This window comes from Micromonospora sp. DT201, assembly GCF_049841575.1.
GTDB lineage: Bacteria > Actinomycetota > Actinomycetes > Mycobacteriales > Micromonosporaceae > Micromonospora.
Window position 1 is genome coordinate 144,029 of the sequence record NZ_JBNCKP010000008.1, and the last position, 17,415, is coordinate 161,443.

General features: G+C 70.0%; 15 protein-coding genes. 9 read left to right on the top strand and 6 right to left on the bottom strand.

Going from position 1 to position 17,415, the window contains the following annotated elements:
* Positions 1-35: 35 nt before the first annotated feature.
* Positions 36-1,883, top strand: coding sequence for a dihydroxy-acid dehydratase (gene ilvD / locus ACLQ28_RS16265; RefSeq protein WP_425687099.1), 1,848 nt, complete (start codon positions 36-38; stop codon positions 1,881-1,883).
* A 105-nt stretch (positions 1,884-1,988) separates the two neighbouring features.
* The gene (locus ACLQ28_RS16270; protein ID WP_425687100.1) at positions 1,989-3,590 is read left to right on the top strand and encodes a hypothetical protein; all 1,602 of its coding nucleotides are present in this window, start codon (positions 1,989-1,991) and stop codon (positions 3,588-3,590) included.
* A gap of 263 nt (positions 3,591-3,853) precedes the next feature.
* On the opposite strand, the gene ACLQ28_RS16275 is transcribed toward ACLQ28_RS16270, so the two are convergent.
* From ACLQ28_RS16275 to ACLQ28_RS16290, 4 genes are all read right to left on the bottom strand, one after another.
* Positions 3,854-4,315, bottom strand: coding sequence for a hypothetical protein (locus tag ACLQ28_RS16275; RefSeq protein ID WP_425687101.1), 462 nt, complete (start codon positions 4,313-4,315; stop codon positions 3,854-3,856).
* A 178-nt stretch (positions 4,316-4,493) separates the two neighbouring features.
* Positions 4,494-5,408 carry a DNA-processing protein DprA gene (locus tag ACLQ28_RS16280; RefSeq protein WP_425687102.1) on the bottom strand — a complete coding sequence of 305 codons (915 nt, stop codon included), beginning with the start codon at positions 5,406-5,408 and terminating at the stop codon, positions 4,494-4,496.
* Positions 5,409-5,525: 117 nt separating this feature from the next.
* The gene (locus ACLQ28_RS16285; protein ID WP_425687103.1) at positions 5,526-5,891 is read right to left on the bottom strand and encodes a hypothetical protein; all 366 of its coding nucleotides are present in this window, start codon (positions 5,889-5,891) and stop codon (positions 5,526-5,528) included.
* Positions 5,855-6,286 carry a hypothetical protein gene (locus tag ACLQ28_RS16290; RefSeq protein WP_425687104.1) on the bottom strand — a complete coding sequence of 144 codons (432 nt, stop codon included), beginning with the start codon at positions 6,284-6,286 and terminating at the stop codon, positions 5,855-5,857. Before ACLQ28_RS16290 ends, ACLQ28_RS16285 begins: the two co-directional genes overlap by 37 nt.
* A gap of 952 nt (positions 6,287-7,238) precedes the next feature.
* On the opposite strand from ACLQ28_RS16290, the gene ACLQ28_RS16295 reads away from it, so the two are divergent.
* Positions 7,239-8,081 (top strand): hypothetical protein, encoded by an 843-nt coding sequence (locus ACLQ28_RS16295; protein WP_425687105.1) that lies wholly within the window; start codon positions 7,239-7,241, stop codon positions 8,079-8,081.
* A gap of 239 nt (positions 8,082-8,320) precedes the next feature.
* Here ACLQ28_RS16295 and ACLQ28_RS16300 read toward each other — a convergent pair whose 3' ends face one another.
* Positions 8,321-9,538, bottom strand: coding sequence for an ROK family transcriptional regulator (locus tag ACLQ28_RS16300; protein ID WP_425687106.1), 1,218 nt, complete (start codon positions 9,536-9,538; stop codon positions 8,321-8,323).
* Between the two features lie 163 nt (positions 9,539-9,701).
* Between ACLQ28_RS16300 and ACLQ28_RS16305 the strand changes: the two genes are divergently transcribed.
* The 6 genes from ACLQ28_RS16305 to ACLQ28_RS16330 are packed head-to-tail and all read left to right on the top strand — an operon-like array spanning position 9,702 to position 14,686.
* Entirely contained in the window at positions 9,702-10,430 is a 729-nt protein-coding gene (locus ACLQ28_RS16305) for an amino acid ABC transporter ATP-binding protein (RefSeq protein WP_425687203.1), read from the top strand.
* 19 nt (positions 10,431-10,449) lie between these two features.
* Positions 10,450-11,418, top strand: a complete 969-nt coding sequence (locus ACLQ28_RS16310) for a glutamate ABC transporter substrate-binding protein (protein WP_208641239.1) — start codon at positions 10,450-10,452, stop codon at positions 11,416-11,418.
* A 16-nt stretch (positions 11,419-11,434) separates the two neighbouring features.
* On the top strand, positions 11,435-12,079 hold the full coding sequence (locus ACLQ28_RS16315) for an amino acid ABC transporter permease (protein WP_238647099.1): 645 nt from the start codon (positions 11,435-11,437) through the stop codon (positions 12,077-12,079).
* Positions 12,076-12,891 (top strand): amino acid ABC transporter permease, encoded by an 816-nt coding sequence (locus ACLQ28_RS16320; RefSeq protein WP_425687107.1) that lies wholly within the window; start codon positions 12,076-12,078, stop codon positions 12,889-12,891. Before ACLQ28_RS16315 ends, ACLQ28_RS16320 begins: the two co-directional genes overlap by 4 nt.
* Positions 12,888-13,946, top strand: a complete 1,059-nt coding sequence (locus ACLQ28_RS16325) for an asparaginase (protein WP_425687108.1) — start codon at positions 12,888-12,890, stop codon at positions 13,944-13,946. Before ACLQ28_RS16320 ends, ACLQ28_RS16325 begins: the two co-directional genes overlap by 4 nt.
* Entirely contained in the window at positions 13,943-14,686 is a 744-nt protein-coding gene (locus ACLQ28_RS16330) for a copper homeostasis protein CutC (protein WP_425687109.1), read from the top strand. Before ACLQ28_RS16325 ends, ACLQ28_RS16330 begins: the two co-directional genes overlap by 4 nt.
* A gap of 244 nt (positions 14,687-14,930) precedes the next feature.
* Here the strand turns inward: ACLQ28_RS16330 and ACLQ28_RS16335 are convergent, their stop codons facing one another.
* Positions 14,931-17,375, bottom strand: coding sequence for a glycoside hydrolase family 2 protein (locus tag ACLQ28_RS16335; protein WP_425687204.1), 2,445 nt, complete (start codon positions 17,373-17,375; stop codon positions 14,931-14,933).
* Between the last annotated feature and the right edge of the window lie 40 nt (positions 17,376-17,415).

A 17,415-nucleotide genomic window follows, 5' to 3' on the forward strand; every position in this document is an offset into this window, starting at 1 on the left:
CGTGCCGGCGTCGCGGCGGTGCCATGCTGGTACGCATGCCTGAGCTGCGGTCGAGGACCTCCACACACGGTCGGACGATGGCCGGCGCCCGGGCCCTATGGCGGGCCACCGGGATGACCGACGACGATTTCGGGAAGCCGATCGTCGCCATCGCCAACAGTTTCACCCAGTTCGTGCCTGGTCACGTCCACCTCAAGGACATGGGTGGCCTGGTCGCGGACGCGGTGGCCGAGGCCGGCGGGGTCGGCCGGGAGTTCAACACCATTGCGGTCGACGACGGCATCGCGATGGGCCACGGCGGCATGCTCTACTCGCTGCCCAGCCGGGAGCTGATCGCCGACGCAGTGGAGTACATGGTCAACGCGCACTGCGCGGATGCCCTGGTCTGCATCTCCAACTGCGACAAGATCACCCCCGGGATGCTGCTGGCCGCGTTGCGGCTCAACATCCCGACCGTCTTCGTCTCCGGCGGCCCCATGGAGGCCGGCAAGACGATGGCGATCGAGGGCGTCGTGCACAGCAAGATCGACCTGATCGACGCGATGATCGCCTCCTCCAACGAGGCGGTCACCGACGAGCAACTCGGTGAGATCGAACGATCCGCCTGCCCGACCTGCGGCTCGTGCTCCGGCATGTTCACCGCCAACTCGATGAACTGCCTCACCGAGGCGATCGGGCTGGCGCTGCCCGGCAACGGTTCGACGCTTGCCACCCACGCCGCGCGCCGGTCGCTGTTCGTCGAGGCCGGCCGGACCGTCGTGGAGATCTCCAAGCGGTGGTACGACGGCGACGACGACTCGGTGCTGCCGCGTACCGTCGCCTCCAAGGCCGCCTTCGAGAACGCGGTCGCCCTGGACGTGGCGATGGGCGGCTCCACCAACACGGTGTTGCACCTGCTCGCCGCCGCCCGCGAGGCGGAGATGGACTTCGGCGTCGCCGACATCGACGCCATCTCCCGGCGAGTGCCCTGCCTGGCCAAGGTCGCGCCGAACTCGCCGAATTACCACATGGAGGACGTGCACCGCGCTGGCGGCATCCCGGCGATCCTCGGCGAGTTGGACCGCGCCGGGCAGCTCAACCGGGACGTGCACGCCGTGCACTCCCCCTCGCTCGCCCAGTGGCTGACCGACTGGGACGTGCGCGGCGGCACCCCGACACCGACGGCGGTCGAGCTGTTCCACGCCGCGCCGGGAGGGGTGCGCACCACCGAACCGTTCTCCACCACCAACCGGTGGTCCACGTTGGACACCGATGCGGCTGGCGGCTGCATCCGGGACCGTGAGCACGCATACTCCGCCGACGGTGGGCTGGCGATCCTGCACGGCAACCTGGCCCCGGAAGGCTCCGTCGTGAAGACCGCGGGCGTGCCGGACGACTGCCTGACCTTCCGCGGCCCGGCCAAGGTCTACGAGTCGCAGGACGACGCGGTGACCGCGATCCTCGCCAAGCAGGTCGTCGCCGGGGACGTCGTGGTGATCCGGTACGAGGGGCCCAAGGGCGGCCCCGGCATGCAGGAGATGCTCTACCCCACCTCATTCCTCAAGGGACGTGGGCTGGGACGCTCCTGTGCGCTGCTCACCGACGGCCGTTTCTCCGGCGGCACCTCCGGGCTCTCCATCGGGCACGTCTCCCCCGAGGCGGCCTCCGGCGGGCTGATCGCCCTGGTCCGCGACGGTGACGAGATCGTCATCGACATCCCGGGTCGGTCCATCGAGCTGAACGTGCCGTCCGACGAGTTGGAGGCGCGACGGGTGGCCGAGGAGAAGCGCGACAAGCCGTACACCCCCACCGATCGGCAGCGCCCGGTGTCGGCGGCGCTGCGCGCGTACGCCTCGATGGCCACCTCAGCCAGCGACGGCGCCTACCGCCGAGTCCCGGAGTAGGCGAGGGACTGGCCGAATTCGTGTTCCCCGCGCGGGCAGCGTCCAATACGCTGCGCGCAATCATGGATCTTGACGGTCCGGTCGAACGCCCAACGGGGAGCACACATGGCTGCTGCGCGCCTTCGCGCAATCTCACGGATCCTGGTAACTGTCACTGCTGTCACGGCGCTGCTCGCGGCGGTTGCCGCACCGGCCGTCGCGGCCCCAAAGCCGAAGATCGCGTTCTCGGGTATCGCGTTCGCGACGGACCAGGTCGACACCACCACCGGCGGCACGACTGTCAATCTCAACTGGACGGTGACCGACACGTCGACCACCGCCCGGGACCTTACCGGCAGCATCTACGTGCAGCGTTACAGCGGCACTACCGCACTAGGGCCGGTCGAGCAGATCCGGTTCGGTCTCGACGGCGGTTGGCCCATCGTCGGGCCGTCCACGGGTGACATCGCCAGCTCGTCCTACGCGTACGAATTCTTCGTAACCGAGTACGGTCCGGCCGCGCCGGTGACCTACCGCGTCACAAAGATCACCGCGACCGACGACCAGGGCACCACCCGGACCCTGACCGGCGACAAGATCAGCCCGGCTGCCGTGCTGGCCGCCACCCAGACCCCCGACACCACACCGCCGACGATCGAGAGCGTCTGGCTCGACTCACCGACCAGGGGTCAGGTCTACGACGATGGCTCCGGCGTGATCCTGCGGTACTCCCTGCTCATCTTCGACGAACCGGGCGCGGGTCTCTGGAAGGGTCGCCTCGTGCTGGACGGTCCGGGCACCGCCGAGGTCGTCGCACCGATCACCGTTGGGTACAACAACCGGGGCGCCTTTCTCTGCGGCGACAACGAGACCTCGGACCCCTCGTTCGCTCAGTGCACCGTGCCAGTGACTCTGCCGAAGGGAAGCCCCACCGGCGACTGGAAGCTGAAGGCGGTCAGCCTGACCGACCGGGCCGGCAACACCAAGCGCTACACCGGCCTCGAAACGCCGACGGTGCAGGTCACCCGCAACGAGGCGATCAGCGCCTCCGGGTTCGCGCTGACCCCCACCCAGGTCAACAACTGGCGCGAGCGGGCAACGACCACGTTGGCGTTCGCTGGGAGCGGAGTACAGGGCGAACTGACCGCCACTCTCGAGATCACTGGGGGCTGCTCGACCTGGAACCAGGTGCTGACCGAGGGACCGGCCGGCACGTACTCACTCCCAGTGGTGATGAGCGACCTGAGCGACTCCTGCACCATCGACGGCATCGTGCTCACCGACGCGGCTGGTTCGGTCTCGGTGTACGGCGCCTACTACGGCGCGCCCGCGCTCGACCTGCAGGCAACTCGGGTGCCCGACACGGCCCGGCCGGTGGCGATCGCAGCAGCACTGAGCCGCACCGAGGCCGTTCCGGGCGACGTGCCCTATGGCATCCGTCTCGACGTCACCATCGACGACGTCACGCTCGCCCCGGTGATCGGGGCCAGCACCACCATTTACAACTCACTCGGTCACTCCGTGGGTGGGTCGCACGGCGGTATCCAGGTCGGGCCCGACGGGCACGTCTCGCTGTCGGTGTCCTTCAGCTACCTGCCGCCGGGGACGTACACGGTGGGCTTCACGCTCACCACCGCGGCGGGCAACAGCGCATCGTGGGGATATCCCAACGGTGGTGCGCCGGGACCATCTGGGCCGCTGGTGTTCACCAGCCTGCCCGCGGCCTGACCTGACAGGCAGCAACGCGGCGGGCCCTCTCCTCGTCCTGAGGAAGGGCCTGCCGTACAGGGCCTGCTCACCCGCCTTGTTTCTCAACGGACGCCGGTTGGACCGCAGCGACAGCGCCTACCGCCGAGTCCCGGAGAAGCGACAACTACGTAGGTCGACACCCGACTGCGCCCCTTCTCTGCCCGTCTGTGGAGGGGCGCAGCCTTCGCGGGACCCGACAGTCGCGGCCCGCAAAGCCGCCGACCCTACCCGCAGATCCACGCTCATCGTTCAATGGCGCACGCAGACAGGTCGAACATCGGATCTTCGATCGCCTTCAGTAGCGGTTGGGATGCCGCATGCTCCGGCCTGATGTGCCGCCCCAGCACCAGAACCGCTACCGATGGCGCGCCCGCCTTCTTCAACGCATACGCCAGTGACTGCGCCCGAGAACCGGTCGTCCAGGTGTCATCGAGGATCAGCGGCCGAATGCTGCCGCTTTGCCCTGGAAGCTGGACCGTGAACCAGTCGCGCTGGAACGTCCGCGTTTCAGATCCGTAGCGGGGACTGGGCAGCGCCGCAAGCCACGGCAGCCGAAGCCGGTCCCCGATCAGATCTTGCAGGGGGTGCGGATGCGCCTTCCCCCGGGTGCTCGGCACGACAACCACGTGGGTCGGCGCACCGCCCAGGCGACCAGCAACGCAGTCGAGGTGCCGGTGCAGGAACAGCAGCAGCAGCGCTAGCACTACCGCGTCGGCGAGCAGGCCGTCGGACTCTGTCTGCTGTTCCTGGCAGGGGTAGCAGTACTCGAACCCGGTAGTGCGGACGCCGCGACACGTCGGGCAGATCCAGGGGAGGACGGGCAGGGGATTCCGGAGGAAGTTCCGCTGGGTCTCGACATACTCCCGGACCCTGGCCCACGGGTCAGATGCTGGCGAACTCAGGGAAGCCCTCCAACTCAGCCGCGGCCGGTGATCGGTCAAGGATGGCGTCGACGGCTTCCACCAGGTCCATGGTCCCGTGCGCCACGTGGACGCCGGGCCGGTCGGCGAAGGCGCGTGCCCAGTCGTGCTGCATAACCTGACTGGTCAGTACCACAGGCCGGCCGTGCTGAAGAGCGAGCCGCGCCTGAATCCGGGCTCCGCTGCGCTCGCCGGCTTCGATGACCACGGTGGCAGCGGCGTAGCCACTCATCACTGCGTTACGCATCGGGAAACTTTGCTTCGTCGGTGCAGCATCCGGCCAGAATTGGCTGAGCACCAGCCCGACCTCTGCGATATGTTCCTGGAGCGGACGGTTGACCGTCGGGTAGTAGCGACGGACACCGGTGCCGATGACCGCGACAGTGCGCCCCCCTGCCGTGAGTGCCGCCTGGTGGGCTGCGGTGTCGATCCCTCTCGCCAGACCGCTGACCACTGTCACGCCTCGGAGAGCCAGTGACCGTGCCACCGAGCTGGCGATCTCGACTCCCCGAACGCTGGCCTCGCGACTGCCGACCACGGCGATGGCCCGAGCATCGGGTCGCAGCTCGCCTCGTGCGAACAGCACCGGCGGCATCTCGCGGATGTCACGCAGTTGGGCGGGGTAGTCGTCGTCGAAGAAGGCCCGCACAGCGATGCCCTCGGCCTGCCAACCTGCGAAGTCGCCGACCGCGGCTTCGATCAGCGAGTCGACCGAGCGGTTGTCGGGCAAGAGCGTGTCGGCCCGCCCGACGACCCGGTGCAGGACTCCCAGTGCGCTGCCGCTTTCCTGAGCGTCGTGCACGGCATCAGCCCACTTGAGGTCGGGCTGCCGCAGCAACGCGACCAGCGCCGCCCGCTCCACCGTCGCCCGGTCCATGCCCCTGATCGTAGAGGCAACTCCCGGCCGTCCGGCCCACCGGCCACGCGGAGTCGGCAGAGAAGCCCGGCGCACCTCAGATCCCCCCACATGGTCGAACATATGTTCCCCCAGCTCTCACGTCAATCGGAGATCGCGCAGGTCGGGGCCTTCGGCGAGGAGGCGTACGCCGTCGTCGTCGTGTCGGTGCACCGTGCAGCCGGCACGGGTGAAGCGCACGGCGACGGCCTGCCCGGCGTGCAGAGCGGCCAGTCGCAGCAGAACCGGCTCAAGGTCGGCGACGATGCCGCGCGCCCCGGACCAGGGCACCGGGATCGGTGTCGCCGGGTCGGTCAGGGCAGCACTGGCGACGGCGTCGGTCAGGCATTCCCAGCCCCATGCGAGGGCGGCAACCAGGCTCGGCCGGTACGGCAGGTCGTCGGGGCTCACGGCCGCGTCGCGCGGCTTCACCTCGACCGACCAGCGCAGGCCGTCGGCCAGCAACGGGTCATGGCGTGGTGCCGCAGGTCGTACACGCCCACCACGAGGGCCAGGTCGAGGCCGAGTGCGAGCCGCAGCAGCTCGGGCAGCGGCGGCGCGTCCTGGGGTGCCGCCACCACGATCAGGCGGCCCGCTGCCGTGCCGCGCCCGGCGCTGCGCACCTGCTCCCCCACCGGGTCGGCCCCGGCCCAGGGCAGGGTGACGTACCCGTCACGCAGGTCCCTGCCGAGCCCGTGCCCGCCGTCGGCATCGGCGAGGCCTTCGGGTCGACCGCCGAGGACGGCAGCCCAGGAGCCGAGCCGATAGCGGCTGGGGAGTTGGACCACGGGCCGACCATTGGGCTGGGTGGCGACCAGTGGGGCGACCTCCGGCGTGCCGGCCTGCCAGGCCAGGTGCACGACCCGGTGCCGCAGGTCGGTGACGGTGACCAGAAGGTCTTGTACAGGCAGCGGTTGTCACCGCAGGTGAAGCAGTGCAGCGCGGACGGGCGCAGGCCGGCGCCACAGCAGTGCGGGCAATCGGGGTCGGCGGGACGACCGCCGAGCCGGCAGCCGCAGGCGCGTAGCCGGCTGGGTGGCCGGCAGTCCGGGCAGGGCCGCCGGGCGACAGGTTCACCCAGCCAGGGCGGGTCAGGTGGTGCGTAGCTGCGGGTCACCGGCACGTCCACGCGGCGAAGCACCTGACCGGTGGGCTGCTCCGCGAAGGTCTCCACCGGCTCGCCGACGCGAAGGGTGGTGTGCCACCAGCGGCCGTCCCGCCAGAGGGCCTGCGCGCCGGGCGGTTCGTCACCGTTGGCCGCATCGACGCAGTCGGCCAGGACGCGGCGTTCAAGCTGGTCGACGTCCACGGCAGGGGCGACCGGCGGGCTCGACGACCAGGTCGAGCAGCAGCAGGTCGGCCAACGCGCAGAGCCGGGCCAGCCGGGCGGCCGGGTCGACCGTGGGCGCGGCGGTGGATCGGGCAGCACCAACCGCCGGGGAGCGTGGTCGGCCCGCAGGATGGCGTGGGCCTCCAGCTCGTGTCGTTGCGTCGCTGGCAGGTCTGGTCGCCACTGCTTGGCCAGCCAAAGCGATGGCGTGTCGGAGTCGGCCACGACCGCGCCCGCCCGCCGCAGGCCGCGCAGACCACACCGATATCAGGGGTACGCGATGCGGCCCGAGCCCCGACACTGCTCGCAGCTTCGGTACGCCTCCCGACGCGGCCCGGGCACGTCCGCCGAGTCCCGGAGTAACCACCGGAGTCGCGCCCGACACAGGATCGTCGGCGAAACACGGTCCGCGGATGTCGGTCGCGTGGGCTAGCGTGTCGTCGATCAATTCGGGGAGAGCCCGGATTCCTGCGGGAAGAGGCGTGTACGTGTCAGTTGGCAAGAAGTCCGTGGCGGTGGCGGTCTCGGCGCTAACCGCGCTCGCTGTCTCCGCGTGCGGCACGACGTCCGGCGGGTCCGACGCGCCGAAGCAGCCCAGCGTCCTGGAGCTGCTGGCCAGTGACCTGAAGGGATCGCTGCAGAAGACAGCCGAGGCCACCGACAAGAGCGACTCGGTGACCGTGACGATGACGGGCGCAGCGGGCGGCGAGAAGGTCTCGATGAAGGGCGTCCTGGACCTCGGCGACCCAGTCAAGGCCGAGATGACGACGACGGACCCGGACGGCACCACGACCATCGTCCGGATGGTCGGCGCGGTCATCTACGTCGAGATTCCGGCGGAGGACCGCGCGGAGATGGACGGCAAGCGCTGGATGAAGATGGACCTGACCGCCGCCGGCAAGCAGGCCGGGATGAACTTCGGCAAGCAGTTCGAGGACATCGACCCGACCAAGCAGGTCAAGACGCTGCTCGCCACCGAGGGCACGAAGGCGGTCGGGCAGGAGACGGTCAACGGGGCGGCCACCGTCCACTACACCGTCACCACGCCGATGGCGACCTACCTCGCGCAGCTCGACGCGAAGCTGCGGGCGGGCGTCGAGCAGCAGATGACCAAGATGGGCGTCAAGGACATCACCACTGATCTGTGGGTCGACGAGCAGTACCGACCCCGCCGGGCGGCCCTGAAGATGGGCCCGTTGGGCGACCTGGTGATGGACTACACCGACTATGGCAAGGCGGTGACCATCGAGACGCCGCCGACGGCGGAGACCCTCGACTTCGCCGAGATGCTCAAGGGTCTGCAGGGCCTGACCGACAGCATCTGATCAAGACAGGAAGGCTGCCCGGCCGGCGCGGAGACGCGCCCGCCGGGCAGTGCCGTGTCCGCCCACTCGTCGCGCCCGGGCTGACAGGCCGACTCCGGGTCAGCCGAGGTCGCGCAGGTCGAGGGCCGCCGTGCCCCGGCGGGTGTGGCGGATAGTGGCCCTGCCTGATCATCACGAGTTCGCCGACGTGGCGGTGTCCGGGCTGCGCGGATACCGCTACATCGGCGAGATGGTGTCGATCATGAATGCGCCGCTACGACGTGGTCGATCACCAGGTGGGCGGCGCCGGTGATGCCGATGTCCTGGCCGGTGGCGACCCGCTCGATGAGCAGGGTCTGGGTGGCCAGCGGCAGGCACCGCTCATAGAGGGTGGCGCGCATGCTGGCCAGCAGCGGTTCGCAGTCGGCGAGTCGGCCACCGATGGCGACCACCTGCGGGTTGAAGAAGTTGACCACGACGGCCAGGATCTCGCCGATGGCTCGGCCGGCCTGCCGGGCGAGCGCCGTGGCGTGGCGGTCGCCGTCGTCGATCAGGCGGATCACACCGGTCAGGTCGGAGACCGGTACGCCCTGGTCGCGTAGCGCGGTGACCAGGGCCGCGCCGCTGGCCACCGCCTCCAGGCAACCGGCGTTGCCGCAACTGCACAGCGGCGCGGGATCAGCCGCCACCCGGCAGTGGCTGATGTCCCCGGCCGACCCCTGCGCACCCCGGTGCAACCGTCCACTGGAGATCACACCGGAGCCGATCCCGGTGCCAGCCTTGATGTAGACGGCGTGGTCCAGCTCGGGATGCGCCGTGCGGTGCGCGCCGAGCGCCATCAGGTTGGCGTCGTTGTCCACGATGACCGGCACGTCGACCCGGCCGGCGCAGAACGCGGCGACGTCGAAGCCGTTCCAGCCGGGCATTCGGGACGGGCTGACGATCCGTCCGGTGGCGTGCTGCACGGGGCCGGGGATGCCGATGCCGAGACCTCGCAGCGCGCCCGCGGCGCCGTCGGCCGTCGTCGATCCGGTCGATGGCGAGGCGACGCCGGAGGCCGTCGGGGCACTGGAAGGGGCAGCCAACGCGGCGACCTCGGCCAGCAGCGCGCCGAGCACCTGCTCCGGGCCGTCCTCGATGCGTACCGGCAGGGTGCGGCCCTGGACCACCCGTCCGGAGAGATCAAGTGTGCCGACGCGTGCGTGATGCGCACCGAGGTCGATGGCGCCGACCACGGCCCCGCCGGTCGGCACGGCGAGCTGGCGCGGTCGTCGTCCACCTCGGGACCGCCCGGCGCCGGTCTCCTCCAACAGCCCCTGGTTGATCAACGCCTCGACCCGCTGGGAGACCGTCGACGGGGACAGCCCGGAGAGGCGGGACAGGTCGGCACGACTGACGGCCGCTCCGGTGGCCACCCAGCGCAGCAGCTCCCGGGGGCCGCCGCGGACAGCTTCGCGTGGCGCGTCGTCAATCGTCACGTCAGCTTCTTAGCACCCACAGTTTGTTCAAGCAACCGGTTGACTTAGTTTGTCGGCTACCTTTAGATGGCGCTGTTGGTTCGATATGAAGCTGACTTAGTTTTGTAGCCGAAGAAAGTGGGTGCGTCTGGTGGCACCGGGGACGACGGGTGCGGACCGACCGATGGTGTCGGTACGCGGCCTGCACAAGTGGTTCGGTCCGCTGCACGTGCTCAAGGACATCGACCTCACGGTGGCCGCCGGCGAGGTGGTCGTCGTGGTCGGGCCGTCCGGCTCGGGCAAGTCGACCCTGTGCCGCTGCCTCAACCGGCTGGAGACGGCCGGACAGGGCAGCATCGAGATCGACGGTGAGCCACTGCCGGCCGAGGGCCGGGCGCTGGCCCGGCTGCGCGCCGACGTCGGCATGGTCTTCCAGTCCTTCAACCTCTTCGGCCACAAGACGGTGCTGGACAACATCACCCTCGGCCCGACCCGGGTCCGCAAGGTCGCCCGGCCCGAGGCACAGCAGCAGGCGATGGCCCTGCTGGAACGCGTGGGTATCGCCGACAAGGCGAACCACCACCCGGCTCAACTCTCCGGCGGGCAGCAGCAGCGGGCGGCGATCGCCCGTGCACTGGCGATGCAGCCGAAGGTGCTGCTCTTCGACGAGCCGACATCGGCACTCGACCCGGAGATGGTCAACGAGGTGCTCGACGTGATGGTCTCCCTCGCCGCCGAGGGGATGACCATGATCGTGGTCACCCACGAGATGGGCTTCGCCCGCCGCGCCGCCGACCGGGTCGTCTTCATGGACGACGGCCGCATCGTCGAATCCGGTGCTCCCGACGACTTCTTCGCAGCTCCGCGCACCGAGCGGGCCCGCGACTTCCTGTCCAAGATCCTCCAGCACTAGCCCCCAACGGGAGGGTGTCATGTCAATCCTCAAGATGAACTTCACCGGGCGGCGCTCGCTCGCCCTCACCGCCACCGCCGTGGCGGTGGCCCTTGCCGCGACCGGCTGTGGCGGCGACAGCGGCAGCAGCGCTCCGACGCTGCCCGGCAACCCCGGCATGGGCGGCGACGGCGTCATCGCCCAGTCGGTGTACGACGCCGCCCCGGTCGCCACCGACGCGGACATTCCGGCGGGCTCGACCATGGAGGCGATCCGCAAGCGCGGCTACCTGAACATCGGCGGATCCCTGGACGCGCCGCTGCTCGGCCAGCAGAACCCGGTCAGCGGCACCATCGAGGGCTTCGACGCCGACATGGCGAAGCTGCTGGCGAAGTACATCATCGGCAAGCCCGAGGTGAAGACGACGACCATCGGCACCCAGACCCGGGAGGCCATGCTCCAGGCCAAGTCGGTGGACGCGGTCTTCCAGACGTACACGATCACCCCGCAGCGGGCCACCCAGATCGCCTTCGCCGGGCCGTACCTCACCTCGGGTCTGGCTGTCGGGGTCCGCAAGGACGACACCGCGATCAAGAGCGTCAAGGACCTCGCCGGCAAGACCGTCATCGTCGGGGCGAACACCCCTGCGGTCACCGCGCTGCCCTCCGCCGCCCCCGGCTCGAAGCAGATCGCCTTCGGCACCGACCCGCAGGCGCTGCAGGCACTGCTGCAGAAGCGCGGCGACGCGTACGTGCAGGACTTCACGCTGCTCGCCTCGGGCGCCAAGGCCAACCCGGGGATGAAGGTGGTGGGCGAGCCGTTCACCACCGAGGCGTACGGCATCGGCCTCAACCGGGAGGACACGCAGTTCAAGGAGTTCGTCAACAACTGGCTGAAGAAGATCCAGGCCGACGGCACGTGGGCGAAGGTCTGGGAGGGCACCCTCGGCTCGGTGGTAGAGGGTGGGGCGCCGACCCCGCCAGCCCTCGGTTCCGCCGACGGCTCCTGAGCGACCTCTCGTACCGATGGACGCCCTCACCGCCCACCTGAGCGAGTTTGGCCACGGCCTGGTCACGACGGTCGAACTGACCGTCGTGACCACCGTCGGCGCGATGCTTCTGGGCATCGTCGTGGCCACCCTGCGAATCGCCCCCGTACCGCTGCTGCGCGCCATCGGCACGGCGTACGTCGAGGTGTTCCAGAACCTGCCGTTGCTGGCCCTCCTGGTGCTCTTCGTCTTCGCGTTGCCGACCATCGGCATCACGTTCCCGTTGTTCACCTCCGCCGCGATCGTCATCGCCGTCTACGAGGGGGCGTACCTGGCCGAGGCGATCCGCGCCGGGATCAACACCGTCGGGGTCGGCCAGGCCGAGGCGGCCCGGGCCATCGGGCTCACCTTCGGGCAGTCCCTGCGGCACGTGATCCTGCCGCAGGGACTGCGGGCGGTGATCCAGCCGATCGGCAACATCTGCATCGCGCTGCTGATGAACACCTCACTGGCCGCCGCTGTCGGGGTCGTCGAGCTGACCCAGGCGGCCAACACCGTGAACCTCGTCGAGGCTCAGCCGATCGCCGTCTTCACCGGCGCGGGCCTCGCCTACATGCTGCTGGCACTGATCATCGGTCAGGTCACCGGCCTGCTGGAACGAAGGCTGGCGATCGTCCGATGAACCAGACCCAACAGATCCTCTTCGACGAGCCCGGCCCCCGAGCCCGGCGACGGATCCGGATCGCCACCGTGCTTGGCGCTGTCCTCCTGGTCGGCGCCGTGGTCGCGGCCGTGTACCAGTTCGCCAGCCACGGCGAGTTGGCCGCCGAGCGGTGGGAGCCGTTCACCACCTGGCCGATCTGGCGGTACCTGCTCAACGGACTGTGGGCCACGGTGCGGGCCGCCGCCGCGACAGCCGTGCTCAGCTCCGCACTCGGGTTGCTGCTGGCGCTCGGCCGACTGTCGACGCATCGACCGTTGCGCTGGCTGGCCGGCGCGTACGTGGAGATCTTCCGGACCGTTCCCACGCTGCTGCTGATCTACGTGACGCTGTTCGCCCTGCCGCAGTACGGGATGAACTTCCCGCTCTTCTGGAAGCTCGTGGTGCCGCTGGTGGTGTCCAACTCGGCGGCGTTCGCGGAGATCTTCCGGTCCGGCATCCTGGCCCTGGACCGCGGACAGACCGAGGCCGGCCTCGCCGTCGGGCTTCGCCGCGGACAGGTGATGGCACTGGTTGTTCTGCCCCAGGCGCTGCTCCAGCTCACCCCATCCCTGGTCAGCCAGCTGGTCGGGCTACTCAAGGACACCTCGCTCGGCTTCGTGGTCAGCTACACCGAGCTGCTCTACAGCGGGCAGGTGCTCTCCTCGTACACCCACCTGCTGATCCAGACGTTCCTGGTGGTGGCGCTGATCTACCTCGTGGTCAACGCCTCGCTGTCGAAGTTCGCCCGCGTACTCCAAGCCCGCAACAATCGAGGGACAAGAACCCGGTGACCATTTTCCGCTACGCCGAGCTGGCTCGGGTCGTCCGCAACGGCTTCGTTGAAAGCAGGCACTACGGCAGTGTCGTCGTTCTCGCCCCGGACGGCGAGGTCGTCCTCACCGCCGGCGTACCCGACGAGCCGGTGCTCCCCCGCTCCACCCTGAAGCCGGTGCAGGCGTTGGCCTGTCGGGTCGCCGCGGGTGACGAGCTGACCGGCCCGGCGCTGGCACTCGCCGCCGGCAGCCACACCGGCGACGACCGGCACGTCGAGGTGGTCCGGGCGATGCTGGCCGGCGCCGGCCTGACCGAGGACGCGCTCGGCTGCCCGGTGGACTGGCCGGAGGACGAACCGACCCGCGACCGGCTGATCCGCGCCGGCGGGCAGCGTGACCGGATCCGGATGAACTGCTCCGGCAAGCACGCCGCGATGCTTGTCGCCTGCGTCGCACAGTCCTGGAGCACACACGACTACCTCGACCCCGAGCACCCGCTCCAGCGGGAGACCGCCGCTGCCGTCGCCCGGCTGGCCGGCACTCCGATCGCGCACCACGCGGTCGACGGCTGCGGCGCACCGCTGTTCGGTCTGCCGCTGACCGGCCTGGCCCGCACGTTCCAGGCACTGGTCACCGCGCCTGCCGGCAGCGACGAGGCGCTTGTCGCGCAGGCCATGCGCCAACACCCTGAGTACGTGGGCGGCTGGCGCGGGCACCCGAACACCGACCTGATGCGGGCGCTGCCCGGTGTGCTCGCCAAGGGCGGGGCCGAGGGCGTGCTCGCGGTGGCCGCTCCGGACGGTCACGCGGTTGCGGTGAAGGCGATCGACGGTTCACCCCGAGCCACCACCGCCATCGCGCTCGCCGCCCTCGACGCCGTGGGCGTACCGGTCGGCGGGGCCGACGCGCTGCGCCGGGTGCCGGTGCTCGGCGGCGGCGAACCGGTCGGCGCCGTCACCGCCGTCATCGACTGGACGGCACCGTCTCGGACCTCAGCGGCACCGTCTCGGACCTCAGCGGCACCGTCTCGGGCCGAAGCGGCATCGTCTCGTACCGAAAAGGAAGAGTCATGAACACATTCGAGATCTGCATCGACAGCGTCGAAGGGGCGGTTGCCGCCGAGGAGGCCGGCGCCGACCGGGTGGAGCTGTGCTCCGCGCTCTTCGACGGCGGGTTGACCCCCAGCCTGGGCACCATCGAGACGACCCTGCGCGCCGTCACCCGGATCCGGGTGCACGTGATCGTCCGGCCCCGGGCCGGCGACTTCATCTTCTCGCCGTTCGAGATCGAGGCGATGGAGCGGGACGTACGGGCCGCGGTGGCGGCCGGCGCGCACGGCATCGTGATCGGCGCGCTGACCGCCGAGGGTGACGTCGACGTACCGACCACCCGTCGGCTGATCGCCGCCGCCGGCGACGCCAGCATCACCTTCCACCGTGCGTTCGACATGACCCGTGACCCGCACGCGGCGCTGGAGCAGCTGATCGAGTTGGGTGTGCACCGGGTGCTCACCTCGGGTCAGGAGGTCAGCGTGCTGGAGGGTGCTCCGCTCATCGCCGACCTGGTGCGCCGGGCCGCCGGACGGATCATCATCATGCCGGGTGGCGGCATCACCCCGCGCAACATCGCCCGCATCGTCGAGGCGACGGGCGCCGACGAGTACCACTTCGCGGCTCTGGTCAGCTCGGACAGCCCGGCCGTGCACCGCAACCCGGCACCGCTGATGGGCGGCAGCCTGAACCGCCCCGAGTACGAGCGGTCGGGCACCTCCGGGGCCCTGGTCGGCCAGGTGCTCGCCGCCGCCCGCGCCTGATCGGTCGCGCTCCCGGCGCGTTGATCGCGCTCGATCCACGATGTAGTGGCCTTCCCAACTGGGGAGGCCACTACTTCATGTTCGAGCGCGATCATGGGTCTTCAGCAGCTCACGCCAGGTTGGGTTGTACGACCCGGCCCCACGATCTTGCACTTTCTGTGCCGACACAACGGGCATCCCGCCCATATCGACAACCGAAACTGCAAGATCGAGGCTTACCTCGCGCGCTGAGTTGTGCGCGATCTCAGCCGACGTCGTTGACGCAGCGCAGCACGGGGCGTGTCACCAGAGCCGCCTCGTCCAGCAACTCCTGGGCGTACACGGTGAACGTCGTCGACTCGCCTGGCAGCAGGGTGACCAGGGCGGTGTCCACAGTGGCGGAGGCGTCGAGGCGGTCCGCGAAGAGCGTCAGGTCGCGCAGCACCGTGCGGGCCGTGACCCGGACCCGCTGCCCACCGTCGAACGGCTCGACCGTCGCGTCCCACGCCGCCGCCGGCCAGTCCACGTCCCGGTCCTCGGCGAAGAACCACAGGGCGCGCTGGGCGGTGGCACCGGCCTCCGCGACCAGCAGCTCGCGTCGCCCCTCGTCCGGCCGCGCGAGGTCAGCCGGCAGCGCCAGCACCACCGAGGAGTACGCCGGGACGTCGAGGTCGACCGAGGTCTTCGCCCTCGGCTCCCCGGTGAGCGTGAACCGGGTGACCGCAGTCGGCGCGGTCCATGCCTCGGCGGTCTCGTTGACCGCGACCAGGGCCAGGCCGCCTTCGCGGGGCTGCACGGTGAGCAGCCGATCGGCGTACGCGTGGCGCAACGCGTACCACAGGGGTTTGCGGCGGCCATCGCCGTCGACGGCCGACCAGGAGGTCACCGGCCAGCAGTCGTTGAGCTGCCAGACGATGGTGCCCGCGCAGACGCCCCGATGCGAGCGGAAGTGCTCCACCCCGAGCTGGATCGCGCGGGCCTGGTTGAGCTGTGTCAGGTAGTGCCAATCGTCGAAGTCCGCCGGGGCGGGCAGATGCGCGTCCAGGCCACGCTGGAGTTTGGCGTCACCGTCGGCTGCCTTCTGGTGGTGCGCCATGCCCGGTGAGTCGTGCCTCAGGGGTTCGTCGCTGAGCGCCCGGCGGAGGGTGGCGTACGCCGGTGGGCCCTGATAACCGAACTCGGCGACGAAGCGCGGCACGTACTCCCGGTACCTGGTGTAGTCGTCGGTGTTCCACACGTCCCAGATGTGGGTGGTGCCGTGCGCCGGGTCATTCGGGTGGATCGCGTCGGTGCCGGACCAGGGGCTGCCCGGCCAGTACGGACGGGTCGGGTCCAGCTCACCGACGATTCTGGGCAGCACGTCGAGGTAGTAACCGCGTCCCCAGGTACGCCCGGCGAGGGCCTGCTGCCAGTCCCAGTCGTGCCAGCCCCAGATGTTCTCGTTGTTGCCCGTCCAGAGCACCAACGACGGGTACGGCGCCAGCCGGGTCACCTGCTCGGCGGCCTCGGCTGCCACCTCCGAGCCGAACGGCTCCTCCTCCGGGTAGGCCGCGCAGGCGAAGAGGAAGTCCTGCTGGACGAGCAACCCGCGCTCGTCGGCGAGGTCGTAGAAGTCCGCCGACTCGTACCGGCCGCCGCCCCAGACACGCAGCAGGTTGACGTTCGCCTCAGCAGCCTGGTCGAACCGCTCGGCCAGCCGGTCCCTGGTGACCCGGGTGGGGAACACGTCGTCCGGGATCCAGTTGACCCCGCGTACGAAGACGGGGACATCGTTGACCGACAACACGAACGGGGTGCCGTGCTCGTCGGGAGTGGTGTCCAGTCGCACCGAACGGAAACCGATCCGGTGGGACCAGTTGTCGAGGACGTCTCCCTGCGGCCCGTGCAGGGTCACCTCGATCGGGTGGCGCACCTGCTCGCCGTACCCCCGGGGCCACCAGAGCGCGGGCTCGCGGACGGTGAGGGTCAGCACGGCCGTGCGCTGCCCAGCCGGGACGACCAGGTCGGCGCGGGCGCCGCCGACGACCGCCCGGACGGTCAGCGGGACGTCCGCGACCCGCTCGACCTCGACGTGCAGCTCGACCTGGCCGTCGCGCCCGTCCATCGTGACCAGCGGGCGGACGGTCGCCAGCCGAGCCGTGGACCAGGCGTCCAGGCTGATCTCCTGCCAGATGCCGGCGGTGACCAGGGTCGGCCCCCAGTCCCACCCGAAGTTGCAGGCCATCTTGCGGATGAAGTGGAACGGCTCCGGGTAGGCGTTGGGCCGGTCGCCGAGCCGCTCCTGCTGCGCCTCGGCATAGCGGTATGCGGAGTCGAACGTGACGACCAGGTCGTTGTCGCCGTCGCGCAGCAACGAGCGGACGTCGAACCGGTAGCCACGGTGCATGTTCTCGGTGCGACCGACCTCGACACCGTTGACGGTGAGCGTGGCCACGGTGTCCAGGCCGGCACAGACCAGGTCGACCCGGTCGTGGTCACCGGGCGGGCGCCGGAAGCTCGTCCGGTACTGCCAGTCGGTGCGCCCGATCCAGGCCAACGCCTCCTCGTTGTCGTCGAGGTAGGGATCGGGGATCAGCCCAGCGTCGAGCAGGTCGGTGTGCACGCAACCGGGCACCGTCGCCGGCACGGCCTGCCCGGCGATCTCGGCCGGCACCCGCGCTCCGGGCACCGCCCGCAGGGTCCAACCGTCGTAGAGTGCCTGTCGGCTCAACACTTCACCGCACCTTCTACATCGAAAGACGTTGACTGAA

Excerpts from the sequence above, each read along its gene's own strand:
- ilvD (WP_425687099.1), top strand. The coding sequence starts at position 36 with ATGCCTGAGCTGCGGTCGAGGACCTCCACACACGGTCGGACGATGGCC.
- ACLQ28_RS16270 (WP_425687100.1), top strand. The coding sequence starts at position 1,989 with ATGGCTGCTGCGCGCCTTCGCGCAATCTCACGGATCCTGGTAACTGTC.
- ACLQ28_RS16280 (WP_425687102.1), bottom strand. The coding sequence starts at position 5,408 with ATGGACCGGGCGACGGTGGAGCGGGCGGCGCTGGTCGCGTTGCTGCGG.
- ACLQ28_RS16305 (WP_425687203.1), top strand. The coding sequence starts at position 9,702 with ATGGTGTCGGTACGCGGCCTGCACAAGTGGTTCGGTCCGCTGCACGTG.
- ACLQ28_RS16310 (WP_208641239.1), top strand. The coding sequence starts at position 10,450 with ATGTCAATCCTCAAGATGAACTTCACCGGGCGGCGCTCGCTCGCCCTC.
- ACLQ28_RS16315 (WP_238647099.1), top strand. The coding sequence starts at position 11,435 with ATGGACGCCCTCACCGCCCACCTGAGCGAGTTTGGCCACGGCCTGGTC.
- ACLQ28_RS16320 (WP_425687107.1), top strand. The coding sequence starts at position 12,076 with ATGAACCAGACCCAACAGATCCTCTTCGACGAGCCCGGCCCCCGAGCC.
- ACLQ28_RS16330 (WP_425687109.1), top strand. The coding sequence starts at position 13,943 with ATGAACACATTCGAGATCTGCATCGACAGCGTCGAAGGGGCGGTTGCC.